At 36.9% G+C, this 12716-nt stretch carries 14 protein-coding genes; 4 read left to right on the top strand and 10 right to left on the bottom strand.

All coding sequences use genetic code 11. The features are described 5' to 3' along the window. Positions 1-7: 7 nt before the first annotated feature. The 4 genes from OC533_RS12090 to OC533_RS12075 all read right to left on the bottom strand — a co-directional run bounded on the left by OC533_RS12090 (position 8) and on the right by OC533_RS12075 (position 3256). On the bottom strand, positions 8-886 hold the full coding sequence (locus OC533_RS12090) for a helix-turn-helix domain-containing protein (RefSeq protein WP_033837785.1): 879 nt from the start codon (positions 884-886) through the stop codon (positions 8-10). 68 nt (positions 887-954) lie between these two features. Beyond that, entirely contained in the window at positions 955-1650 is a 696-nt protein-coding gene (locus tag OC533_RS12085; protein ID WP_003769759.1) for a Crp/Fnr family transcriptional regulator, read from the bottom strand. Between the two features lie 252 nt (positions 1651-1902). After that, positions 1903-2574 (bottom strand): Crp/Fnr family transcriptional regulator, encoded by a 672-nt coding sequence (locus OC533_RS12080; protein WP_003763477.1) that lies wholly within the window; start codon positions 2572-2574, stop codon positions 1903-1905. 64 nt (positions 2575-2638) lie between these two features. Beyond that, positions 2639-3256, bottom strand: coding sequence for an MBL fold metallo-hydrolase (locus tag OC533_RS12075; protein ID WP_033837788.1), 618 nt, complete (start codon positions 3254-3256; stop codon positions 2639-2641). A gap of 131 nt (positions 3257-3387) precedes the next feature. On the opposite strand from OC533_RS12075, the gene OC533_RS12070 reads away from it, so the two are divergent. Then, positions 3388-3777 (top strand): VOC family protein, encoded by a 390-nt coding sequence (locus OC533_RS12070; RefSeq protein WP_010991098.1) that lies wholly within the window; start codon positions 3388-3390, stop codon positions 3775-3777. Between the two features lie 25 nt (positions 3778-3802). Then, a complete protein-coding gene (locus OC533_RS12065) occupies positions 3803-3961 on the top strand; it encodes a hypothetical protein (RefSeq protein ID WP_003763485.1) in 159 nt (52 codons plus the stop codon). Positions 3962-4005: 44 nt separating this feature from the next. Here the strand turns inward: OC533_RS12065 and OC533_RS12060 are convergent, their stop codons facing one another. The 6 genes from OC533_RS12060 to OC533_RS12035 all read right to left on the bottom strand — a co-directional run bounded on the left by OC533_RS12060 (position 4006) and on the right by OC533_RS12035 (position 11475). Continuing rightward, entirely contained in the window at positions 4006-4935 is a 930-nt protein-coding gene (locus OC533_RS12060) for a DUF561 domain-containing protein (protein ID WP_010991099.1), read from the bottom strand. A 21-nt stretch (positions 4936-4956) separates the two neighbouring features. Next, complete coding sequence (locus OC533_RS12055) at positions 4957-6180, bottom strand: OFA family MFS transporter (protein WP_003739530.1); 1224 nt, start codon at positions 6178-6180, stop codon at positions 4957-4959. Beyond that, a complete protein-coding gene (locus OC533_RS12050) occupies positions 6177-7760 on the bottom strand; it encodes an acyl CoA:acetate/3-ketoacid CoA transferase (RefSeq protein ID WP_045553940.1) in 1584 nt (527 codons plus the stop codon). The genes OC533_RS12055 and OC533_RS12050 overlap by 4 nt, the downstream gene beginning before the upstream one ends. A 229-nt stretch (positions 7761-7989) precedes the next feature. Next, a complete protein-coding gene (locus tag OC533_RS12045) occupies positions 7990-9357 on the bottom strand; it encodes a sigma-54 interaction domain-containing protein (protein WP_185325109.1) in 1368 nt (455 codons plus the stop codon). A 105-nt stretch (positions 9358-9462) separates the two neighbouring features. Next, positions 9463-10536: a GGDEF domain-containing protein gene (locus OC533_RS12040; RefSeq protein ID WP_070753797.1), complete on the bottom strand. Its 1074-nt coding sequence runs from the start codon at positions 10534-10536 to the stop codon at positions 9463-9465. Between the two features lie 177 nt (positions 10537-10713). Beyond that, positions 10714-11475, bottom strand: a complete 762-nt coding sequence (locus OC533_RS12035; RefSeq protein WP_010991103.1) for an SDR family oxidoreductase — start codon at positions 11473-11475, stop codon at positions 10714-10716. 184 nt (positions 11476-11659) lie between these two features. Between OC533_RS12035 and OC533_RS12030 the strand changes: the two genes are divergently transcribed. Both OC533_RS12030 and OC533_RS12025 read left to right on the top strand, forming a co-directional pair. Beyond that, positions 11660-12223, top strand: a complete 564-nt coding sequence (locus tag OC533_RS12030; protein ID WP_194323754.1) for a TetR/AcrR family transcriptional regulator — start codon at positions 11660-11662, stop codon at positions 12221-12223. A 105-nt stretch (positions 12224-12328) separates the two neighbouring features. After that, positions 12329-12676: a DUF4870 domain-containing protein gene (locus OC533_RS12025; RefSeq protein ID WP_003724594.1), complete on the top strand. Its 348-nt coding sequence runs from the start codon at positions 12329-12331 to the stop codon at positions 12674-12676. Positions 12677-12716 lie beyond the last annotated feature (40 nt).

The following is a 12716-nucleotide window of genomic DNA, read 5'->3' as shown; positions in this document are numbered from 1 at the left end:
TTATTGCTTAATTATTCCCGTATATTGTCTTCCTGTATTTAAGAGGCGCTACCCCCATCGCTCTTTTGAAAGCATGGTGGAATGTTTTAACGCTACTAAATCCAGCAAGTTCAGCTACTTCGGTTACAGGGAACGCTTCATTTAGCAACATCCATTTCGCTTTATTTAAACGGTAATCATTTAAAAAAGTCACAAACGTCATACCAGTATTTCGCTTGAAAAATTTCGTGAAATAATACGTACTAAATCCAGTATAATCCGCAACTTCTTGTAAGCTAACTGGTTCTTGATAATGTTTTTCTACATATGAAAAAATCTGATCTAGCTTTTGGAGTGTTTCTTTTGATTTAAGTACAGCTTGTTCGGAAATGACGCTATCAGGTTGCGTTTTTTTCTGTGGTATTTCGCGGTAAATTAAACCAATAATCGCTAGCAGATCGGCTTTAAGAATATAATGTTTACCCAGGGAATCATTACTCGATTCTAAATGGATATTTCTAATAAGCGATTGGACCTTCGCCGTCGTTTCTTCTGGCCATTCTCGGCTTAAATGAGCCATCTCCGTGAGCATTTCTCGAAGGGTGCCATTTTGTCCGTCCATTTGCATTTCTTCTTGAAATAGGCTTAAATCAAATTGAATAACAATACGCTCACTATTTGGTGAAGCTAAAAAATAATGTACATCTCCACCATTAATGATTTGAATTTCTCCTTCATTAAGTTGGATGGGCATATCATTTACTCCAAGGTTTAAACTGCCTTTTAGTGCATAAATAATCTCAATTTCTTTATGCCAATGAGGATAAACAAGGACTTCTCCTTCATTAACAAAAGATCGAAACGGAAATGCTTTATTTAATTCTGGAATTTCCAAGTATTCACTCATTGCGGAACTCCTTTTTTCTTTCATTTTAGCATAAAAAAGAAGACAGCCGGTAGACTATCTTCTTTTATTTATAAAATTAAAGATTCATATGGAATTTCATTGAATAGTTTTTCTACATTGATAATTACAGGAATTTTAGTATTTAATAAATATCCTTCTTTTTTGAGTTCGCTAAGAGTTAGACTAAGATATTCTCTTGTGATTCCCATAAATTTAGATAAAAATGTAGTTGATAATTCTTGGGGTATTTGAATATTGTCACCGTTTGAAATGCCATATTCATAGCCAATCGCAGCAATCACGTGCTTGACGCGATCTTTTACTTTGAGTGTGTTAAGTAAACAGCGACGTTGCAGGATCATAATTTCTTTTTTAGATTGAAAAAGCATAAATTCTTCAATGCTCACATGTTTTTCCACCATAAAAATAAAAAAATCTCTATCAACTGCAGTAATCACACTAGAACTAGGCGATAATAATTTTGCGCTAATATTACGTTTTAAATCTGAGGACATAAAAGATGAAAAATTGCATACATCACCATGTTTCAGTAATTGATCGTATCCTATATAATCATCTATTTGTGTTCCTTTCATAACAATCCCTTTTTCAACAAAATAGATCCCTGTTACAAAATCAACATCAAACAGCTCGTTTTTAGAAAGCTTAATACTCATACTATGTTTAGCAAAATCTCCAGACTTCTTACAAAAATGAAGCGGATTGGTCAAGATTTCATGTTGTCTTTTTTCTAATGTGTTCATTGCAAATTCCTCCTCTAAAGTATAATATCACAGAATGAAAACACCCTAGAGAAGGCTTAAACCAAATAAAATAACGTTATTATCAAAAAACAAGATTTTTTTTACTATTACGCATTAAAAATAAACATTTTTTAGGCGAAAAACAGCTAAATAAGTACTTTTTGTGACAGTTTTTCTCACGTTTTTTTAGATGTTTTTTTAAATTTTCCACCTTTTATGCACAGAAAATCAATAAATATTAAGTTTTATAAATTATAGTTCATCGATTTTTTTTATTACCCACGGTTTATGGCTATCGTCTAAAATTCCTTCTTTTCTTAGTTTGAGTACGATAATATTCGTGTACTCTCTTGTCGTATTTGCGTATTGAGCCAAAATAGAATTATTAATTTCATCTGGCAAAATAAAATCTTTATCTTTTGTTACTCGTCCCATGTACAAACCAATTTCTTTCAGACAAGCTCTAATGCGAAGTTCCTTTTTCATAAAAGTACGTTTGCTAGCTTTAAAATAAACTTTTCTTGTATAAAGTAAATTCGATAATAAAAATTTAGCTTTTTGATTATTTTCGTCTAACACTCGTCCTACAAAATCAGGATCAAGCACCCAGCAACGAACTTGCGTTAAACACCGTAAAAAAGCGTCTTCCGGTTCCTCTTTGATTAGCGGAATTAAATTGATGGCAATCTCACCACCAACAAAACTAATAATGCCAAAGTCGCCATATTCATTTTTGAGACAATAGGCAAAATATCCACTTTCAACTAAGTAAATCTTGAAGTTTTTGTTGTCGTTCATTTTGATTTCTTTGCCTCTTGGGAAAATTTCTTGGTAGCAATATTCATGAAAGTCTATATCTTTTTTTAGTAATTGGAGTAGGGCTTTAGTTGTTGTATCTTTGAAAATTTCTTCATCTGAATGCATGTTCTAACATCCTCTCTATTAAATTACAAAAAAACTGCAGACTAGGTGCTTCTGCAAGTTCTTTTTAGTTGAAATATGGGTTTGTTTTCTTTTCATGACCGATTGTAGTTGCATCTCCGTGTCCTGAATACGCTGGCAAATCGTCTGGCAGTACAAATAACTCTGTTTTAATACTATTGATTAACGTGTCAAAGTCACCTGTATATAAGTCAGTTCGGCCAATGCTTCCTTTGAAGAGCGCGTCACCAACCACTGCAAAATCATCGAAAATAAAACTTACGCTACCGATAGAGTGTCCTGGTGTTGGCACCACTTTAAAACGAAAACCTTCTATATTATAGTCACCTAATGTAAATTCGTATTCAGCAGGTTGTGCAACAATTGCTTTTCCCGCGATATGCGCAGATAGGTTTAAATCTGGATTTGAAAGCCATTCTTGTTCTAACGGGCTAACATATACCGGAATTTGATAAGTCGAGCGAATTTCTTCTAAAGCGCCAATATGATCATAATGACAATGCGTCAGTAAGACAGCAATTGGTTTCACTCCCAAACTAGCAATTTCCGCTTCAATTTTATTAGCTTCGTCGCCCGGATCAACAATTAAAGCTAAATTATTTTGATAAATGATATAACAATTTTCTTGGATTATTCCTGTCATAATTCGTTTGATTTTTGTCATTTCACTTCCGCCTTTCTTCACATTCATCATTATACCGAAAAACTGGCTTTACTTCCATCAATATTCCTTGTTTGTATTCACTTCCGAGATATACTACAATGAAGAAAGAAGTTTAAAAGGAGGAAGAAAAAATGACTGCAAAAATGTTACATACGTGTATCCGCGTAAAAAATCTGACTGAATCCATTGCTTTTTATGAAAAAGCATTAGGGTTAAAAGAAGTTCGTCGTAAAGATTTCCCTGATTTCGAATTTACTTTAGTTTATATGGCGTTTGAAGAAGGCGGTTTTGAACTAGAATTAACTTACAACTATGATCAAAAAGAAGCTTACGATTTAGGAAACGGCTATGGTCATTTAGCTGTTGGTGTTCCTGATGTACGTGCTTTACTTGAGGAACATAAAGAAGCTGGCTACACTGTCACAGACTTAAAAGGACTTCCAGGCGAAGATCCATTCTATTACTTCTTAACAGATCCAGATGGTTATAAAACAGAAATCATTCAAGATGGCGCTTTATAATTAGGAAGAGAACTGGAGACTTCTAATGATAAAATATTTCATAATTATTTTAATTGCATTAGCCATCAATGGGATTAGTTTTCTATTCCATAATGATGTAGCTAATCTTATCGCTGTTATCATTACAGCAGTATTGCTCGTTTATTTAATGGTAGATTTAACCAAAATGTATCGACGCAAATGAAAAAGGGCCAGCAAAATCTAATAGATTTTGCTGGCTCTTTTTTATTATTGAATGACTAGGTTACTTGCTACTTGTTTAGATTCTTTCATAAGGTTTTCGATAATATCACTTGTGGAACGAATTTCAGTTAACATTCCGCAAATTTGCCCAGCCATAACGGAACCATTTTCAACGTCACCTTCATGGACTGCTTTTCTAAGAGAGCCAAGTGTTAATTCTTCTAATTTATCTCTAGAAGCATTTTCGTTTTCTAGTTCTACATATTTCTTAATCATTGGGTTTTTAATACTTCTAACTGGCGCACCATTTCGGCGGCCTGTTACAGTTGTACTCGTATCAGTGGCATCAAGTACAGCTTGTTTGAAGCTAGCAGGAACAGGACATTCCTCAGCAACAAGGAAAAGTGTGCCGATTTGGACACCGCTTGCGCCTAACGCATAAACAGCTGCCATCCCGTGGCCATCTGCAATACCGCCTGCTGCAATGACTGGGATATTTACTGCTGAAACGACTTGACGAACTAGCGCCATCGTTGTTGTTTCTCCAACATGTCCCCCTGCTTCTGTACCCTCTGCAACAACTGCATCGACACCGATTTCTTCCATTTTTTGTGCAATTTTTACAGATGGGATAACGGCGATAACTTTAATTCCAGCTGCTTTAAATTTTTCCATAAATGGTTTAGGTGTTCCTGCCCCAGTTGTAACAACGCGCACATCTTCTTCAATAATGACATCGACAAGTTCTGGACAATTTGGCATCATCAGCATGATATTTACAGCGAACGGTTTCGTTGTTTTTTCTTTACAAAGGCGAATTTGTTCTCGTAACGTGTCTGCTGACATTCCACCTGATGCGATAATTCCTAGCCCACCTGCATTTGATACCGCGGAAGCTAATTCATATGTGGCAATTTGTGCCATTGCCCCTTGTAAAATTGGATATTTGATTTGTAGCATTTCAGTTAAACTCATTTTCTTTTCTCCTCTCTATTTTTACGCTAATTCTTTCGTTGGTTGTTTTTTCTCACGTAATTTATAAACAATATTAATACAAAGTCCTACAGCAGCAAGTGCGATAGCTATATAGAAAGCTTGTGTGAAGTCGCCACCGTTTTGACCGGCGATTTGAGCTGCCATTTTTGGTGCAAAGAAGGCTGCTGTGGAATAACCAATGAAGACGATTCCGTAGTTGACACCTTGATTTTTCGGACCATAATTTTCCATAACGATAGATGGGAAAACGCCCATTGTTCCACCAAAGCAAAGCCCCAGCCCAATGATTCCGATAACAAACCCAACAACCGATTGAAGCGTTGCAAGTGCTAGTAAAGATAAAGCAATAACTGTATAGATAATCATTAATGTATTAGATCTACCTAGACGGTCAGATACAGCGCCCCAAACTACTCGGCCTAAACAGTTGCTTAGTGAATAAATACTAACGTAAGCAGCAGCCGATGCAGCCGTTAAGCCAAACATATTTTGACCAATTAAAGATGCATTAGAAGCAATCATCAAACCTGAGAATGCGCCAATACCTAGCATTAAAAGAATCAGGTAAAAAGTAACTGTTCGAACCATTCCAGTCCAAGGTACATTTACCATACCAGCTGCATTTCCAGCAGGTGGTGTCCAGCCTTTTGGTGCATAACCAGCTGGTGCGACGCGAATAAGGAAACTACATCCAATGACAACTGCGATATAAACAGCTCCCATAATTTTAAATGCTGTCATTACGTTATATGTTTCAATTAAGTGGTTCGCAATCGGTGCAGCAATAATTGTCGCTCCACCCATTCCTGCAGTAATAAGTCCAGAAGCAAGACCACGTTTATCTGGGAAAAGACGAATCGTGTTACTAAGACATCCTGAATACGCAAAACCTTGTCCAAGGCCAGCAAGAACACCATAAGACAAGTAAAGCATCGTCGTTGAAGTAGCAAAACCTGTCAGTGCAAAACCAAGCCCAAAGAGGATTCCCCCAATTAAAATGGCCCATTTCGCTTTTCCTTTATCCGTTAAAATCCCACCTAAAATAGTTGGAATCGGTCCAATCGCTGCATTAATTGTAAATGCCATCATAACCTGTGGAATTGTCCAACCATGAGCAGCACTAAGCGGTCCAGCAAAAACACTGAATGCATATACCGCACCTGTACAAAGCAGAACACCAACAGAGCCAATCAAGACTCCCCAACGGTTTATTTCTTTTGTCATATAGATACTCCCTCTCTTGTTTGTTTTTCAATAATAGCTTTTAAGCCACCCCATTGTTCGCTAAACATACCGCTATCCATTACTTTTAAATCACTCGCAATAACGGGTTCGAATTCCATTTGTCCAAGAATATCTTTTTCTAAATCAACGCCTGGTGCGATTTCTGTTAGAACCATTTTGCCATTTTCTAAACGGAATACAGCTCGCTCTGTCACATAGAGAATTGTTTGGTCGGTCGTTGAAGCATATTCACCACTAAATGTGATTTGTTGAACTTGTTTGATAAACTTTTTAGCTTTTCCTTCTTGTAAAATCTCTAGTTTGCCGTCAGCTACTCGCGTCTTTAATCCACCTGCTGTAAAAGTTCCGGCAAAAATTAATTTTTTCGCTGATTGGGAGATGTTAATAAATCCACCACAGCCAGCAACTCTTGAGCCAAACTTGCTGACATTCACATTACCGGATTCGTCGGTTTGCGCCAAACCAAGTACGGATAAATCAAGTCCGCCACCATCGTAAAAATCGAACTGCGAATGATGATCGACAATAGCTTCACTGTTATACGCATGACCGAAATCTGCTAAACCAGCTGGAACACCGCCAACAGATCCTGCTTCGGTTGTTAGTATTAATTGGTCACTCACGCCTTCTTCCGCTGCAACAGTAGAAACGTTTACTGGAATTCCTACACCTAAATTTAGAATGGTTTGTGGTTCTAGTTCTGCTGCTGAACGACGCGCAATCACTTTACGGTCATCTAACGCAAGTGGCTCAATATCGCCAAGAGGAACTTGAATGTGTCCAGAAAATGCTGGATTGTACTGCGTATTTTCAGTTTGGAAATGATTTTCTGGTTCTGAAATAACAATATGATCAACTAAAATTCCTGGAACTCTTACATCTTTAGGGTTAAGCGATCCTTTTTTCGCAACAGATTCTACTTGAGCGATAACAATTCCGCCTGAATTTCGAACTGCCTGCGCGATTGGCAAGACTTCCATATGTAAGCCTTCTTTTTCTAACGTTAAGTTGCCAAATTCATCTGCCACAGTCCCACGAATGAGCGCAACTTGAATTGGAAAACTTGGATAAAATAGCCATTCTTCGTCGTGAATCGTCAATAGCTCTACTAAGTTATCTTTAGAACTCGCGGACATTTTTGCCCCTTCAATACGCGGGTCTACAAATGTTCCCATACCAATTTTTGTAATAACGCCTGGTCGCTTAGCTGCGATTTCCCGGTAAAGTTGCGTAATTACACCTTGTGGCAAATTGTATGCTTCACATTTGTCTTCCTCAATTAGTTTCGCCATTTTAGGAGAAGCAATCGCAATTCCACCAATCCAGCGTTTAATTAATCCTTCATGTCCCCAGTGACTCATTCCTTTTTCCCTGCGATCACCAAGCGCACTAGCATGCATAACGGTTAGATTACGCGGAGCCCCTTCTTCTAAAAAACGCTTTTCAACCGCGATAGCCATTTCTTCATTAACACAAGCTAAACCGAAACCACTAAAAGCTACAGTATCGCCATCTTTTATTAATTTTGCTGCTTCACTTGCTTTTATTACTTTTGACAAATTCCTCACTCCTTATTGTTCAATTATTCACATATATTTGTAATGATACGCACTTACTTATAAAGCAACTTTCATGCCAACATTTAAAATGGCTTTATATCAACCTTTATAAATTTAAACATTATTAATCGTCGCAAAAAAGCGACATAAAAATTAGCGCTCTTACAAAAAACAGTCGCGAAAACGCAACAAAAAAACCTAATCGACATATCCGATTAGGTTTTCTAAATTAATGAAGTGTTTTTAGTTTTCGATATAAAACAGAGCGATGAATCCCAAGCACACTAGCCGCTTTTGTCACGTTTCCATCACTTTCTTCGAGCACTCGCAATATAAAGTGTTTTTCTACGTCTTGTAAATAATCTTTTAAATGAAGTGATTCTTTTTTCGTTTGCTCTTTAAAATGTAAGTCTAACGCAAAATCATCTGTTTCAGACACTGCCACTTCTTTATTTCCAGACATAACAACTAAGCGTTCAATCTGGTTTCTAAGTTCACGTACATTTCCTGGCCAGTTATGGGAAAGTAATTCTTTCGTTTTGTCGCCACTTAACTGAAAATCTTTTTGGTACTTTTGATTAAATTTTTGAATAAACTGACGCGCAAGACCAATAATATCTTGCGGTCGCTCTCTGAGTGCTGGAATGTGAACAGGCACTACATTAATACGATAATATAAATCACGCCTAAACGTTCCTTTTTCAACCATTTCACCAAGGTTTCGATTTGTCGCTGAAATAAGTCTAAAGCGCCGTTTCGTCTCAGTTGTTGAGCCCAGTCTTCTTACTTCACCAGTTTCAAGCACTCGGAGCATTTTTGCTTGAAGCTCTAGTGGCATTTCAGAAATTTCATCTAAAAATAATGTGCCGCCATCAGCTAGTTCAAGCATTCCGGGTTTTTCAATATCCGCACCGGTAAATGAACCTTTTTCATGTCCGAAAAGCTCAGATTCAAATAATGCTTTTGGGATTGCCGCACAGTTAATCGAGATAAATGGTCCAGCAGCTTGTTCACTTTTTTCATGAATATAGCGCGATAAGACTTCTTTACCAGTACCAGACTCCCCGTATAATAAGACTTTACTGTCAAACGGGGCTATTTGATTGCACACTCGAACTATCTGCTTCATCGCGACGCTCTCCGCTACTATCACGGTGCCATCATTTTCTTTATAATCTTCAAGAAGAAGTGACTCTTTATTGCCCGAAATTGCCTCACCACGCCATGTTTTAAAACTATCTGGTTGTGTTTCATCTGACATCGTAACAACTAAATGTACGGTGCCATCTGGATAGAGAATTGGCGTAGAAGTCGAACGAATACTAAAACCTTTCTTCGTATTGATAACTTTTGTTTTCTTTTGTTTGGTTCGGATTGCTTCTAGCGTGACAGAATCATTGTACACACCGTCTTCCACTAAGTCCCTTACATTACAACGAAGTAATTCTTCAAGCGACATTCCGACCGTAAGCGCAGTGAATTTATTAGAAATTAAAATATTACCGTCTGCATCTGTGACAAAAAGCGTCGTCGGCATGTCCTTATTTAATTCACCAAATGACTGTACTCCCAGCAAGTTATCCATTAAGTCAAACATTAAAAGCTCATCCTTTTGGACTAGTTTCCTAGTTATTTGCTCATCATTACACAATCTATTATAACATAAGACGTCTGCTAGAAGTACTCGTTTTTTTGCGACAAGCTAATTTCCATCTGCAATACAAACACGATTTCGTCCGGTTAATTTTGCTTTATACAGGGCTTCATCGGCAGATTTAAACAAACCTTCACTTGTATTAGCACCATCTTTACTACTGCTAACCCCAACTGAAATCGTAATTTTCACTAGTTTTCCACTCGGTATCATAAAATCGTGCTCTTCCGTTTCTTTTCGCACTTGTTCAGCAAAAAAATTACCTTTTTCAATCGGACAATCTAATAAGACAATGGAAAATTCTTCCCCGCCGTTTCTAAATGCTTCCGAACCATCTGATGTGTTTCGTTTTAAAATAATAGCTAATTGTTTCAAAATGGCATCACCAGCGTCATGGCCGTATGTATCGTTAATATTTTTAAAGTAATCTATATCAATTAACATTAATGTCACTTGTCTACTTCCGGCGTCCATCACATGGTTGATTTTTTCATCAAATTGCCTTACATTCGATAACCGCGTCAGATAATCGAGCGTAGAGTCTTGTTCGTATTTTTGGAACAATTGCTTTGATTTAATCATATTCTTCATTAAACCTGCGGAAACAGCGCCAATTACAAGCGCAATCGATACAAATGTAAACATATTAACCCAGAAGTCTGGCTCTTTTGCTAAAATCAAATGTAAGTTAATGACTACAAAACCGCACGCAATAATATTCAAAATAAAAACGCCCCAAATATTATATTTTTCTAAGCGTTTGCTAAAAAGAGCTGTTATAATGCCAATCAACATCATGATTACACCAGCCATCACTGCTGCAGAATTCACTGAAATTAAAAAGCGTGAAGCTGTAATAATGACCGCCGAAACAATTGCCGGAATGGGCCCGCCGTAAAAGCCCACCATAATAATAGGAATATGACGCAAATCAACAATGACATTATTTGAAATCGGTATCCCAAAAATCATTAGTGCAAATCCTAGCAGCCCTGCCCATACACCTATCACCATTTTTCTATTTATCGATAATTCTTTCGTAATTGGCTCTTTATAGACTAAAGAAATAATATAAAATCCTGCGAGTAATATCGCTGCATTACTTACCAACTGTTCAACCAAAAAGCATCCCCGCCTTTCACTTTGTTATTTAATACCCCATTATGCTCACAACTATTCATTCTCTCTATACAAAGAAACAACCCCTAAATGCGAAGTTGTTAAAAAATATCCATCTTTTTATTTTCTCATAAAAAATCCGCAAAAGAAAATAATTCTCTCATGCGGATTTGTTATTTTTTAGTAAGCTGTCCAACCAGCGTCTGCTGTAATTACCGTTCCGTTTACAAAACTAGCATCATCCGAAGCTAAAAATAAAGCTACTTTGGCGATTTCAGAAGCATCACCAGCTCGTGGATTTGTTCCCATTCCAATCATAGCACGTTCTTGCCCAAATTGATCTGGAGCATAAATAGTAGTACCAATATTTGTATTTACAGCTCCAGGTGCTATAGCATTACAGCGAATATTTTTATTAGCATACTGGAAACCAACATTTTTTGTAAAACCAACGACAGCATGTTTAGAAGCTGTATACGCTGCCCCTGCTCTTGAGCCAAACAAGCCTCCAGCAGATGCGATATTAACGATAACTCCCTGTCCTTTTTCTTCAAAGATATGAAGTGCTTTTCTAGTTGCTCGCATTACTCCAGTTGTATTTATCGCAAACACTTTATCCCAAAGCTCATCTGTTAATTCGCCGGCTGGGACAAAATTATCCATGATGCCCGCATTGTTTACTAAAATATCTAACGTTCCGTATGTCTCAGTAGCTTTGTTAATCATGCTTTCAATATCGTCTTGTTTCGTGACATTCGCAACAACCGCAAGTGCTGTCCCTTGTTCGTCTTCAATTAATGCTACTGTTTTTTGTGCCGCTTCTAAATTTAAATCCGCAACAACAACCTTCGCCCCTTCTTTCGCAAAAAGAACCGCAATTTGTTGCCCCATTCCAGAAGCTGCCCCTGTTACAACTGCTACTTTTCCAGCTAATTTCCCCATTATTACTTCCTCCTTCACTTTTGATACGCTAAAAAGGATAAAATTTCACTCCTTCTTATTTCAATTATAGCCCCGATATAAAGCGCTTTCAATATGTAAAGAAAGCCTGTTTTGTTGATTAAGCAACACTTTTGCGTTATATGTATAGTAATAGGAAATTTTTCTCGGATGGGAGTTTCAAATGATGGATAGAAGGATTAAAAAAACAAAGCAAGCCTTAAACCAAGCTTTATTCACTCTTCTTGATGATAAACCTTTTCAACAGATTACGATTACGGATATTGTTACAGTAGCAGATGTTAACCGAGGCACGTTCTATAAACATTACCGTGACAAAGAAGAACTTTTAGATAGCATCATTGATGAAGTGCTGGCTGATTTACAAAAAGCGTATCAAGACCCTTATACACATAAGACGCCTTTTTCCATTCAAACACTTACGCCTTCCATGATAAAAATTTTTGATCATGTTTATGGTCATCAAGCTTTTTATACACAAGTTATAAAATCGACAATCCGTCCCAGTTTTCAAAATCAAGTTTGTGACGTTATTCGGGAACTGATTTTAAATGACTTTGACTACTCAGCTGACAGTTCGAGTATAGAGCCCGTGTTACTTGCGTCTTATCAAGCACATGCGATTTTCGGCATGATTGTTTTTGGGGCCGAAGAAAATTTTGCTCATTCGCCAGCGTTTATGTCAGAGCAACTTCTTCATATTATTCAGGCTAAAAACAAAGTCGTATAATTCTTACATATTTGTTATATTATTTTCCTTCTTTGTAACTTGAAACGAGGGCTTCATAATCCTAGCCTTGCTATAATAAAGACATCTTAGAAAGGTGTGTTGATTATGAATGATCATCGTATTTTAAATGCTTTAAGTTATTTTAGTATCCTCTTTGCACCAGTTATTGTGCCCGTATTGATTTGGATTTTTGCTAAATCAGAGGATGTTACTCATCATGCTAAAGTTGCATTACTAACTCACATTATTCCGACTATCGCTGGTGTTCTATGTTTCTCCAGTGTTTTCGTTACAGCTTTGACAAATGGCGGCTTACTCGCAAATGTATCATTTTTCGTTACTGGTAGCTTATTTATATTTACACTAATAGCTATTGTTGGACTGTTTATCTTTAATATTGTTCGAGGTATTCAAATGCTTTTAACAAAAAATGAAGAAGATGCTTGGATTTAAATGAAAAAGCTATCCTAAATTTCTTAGGATAGCTTTTTTT

Origin of the sequence: Listeria sp. Marseille-Q6474 (genome assembly GCF_946902005.1) — a bacterium.
GTDB classification, from domain to species: Bacteria; Bacillota; Bacilli; order Lactobacillales; family Listeriaceae; genus Listeria; species Listeria innocua.
This window is presented reverse-complemented; position numbering and strand designations above follow the sequence as displayed.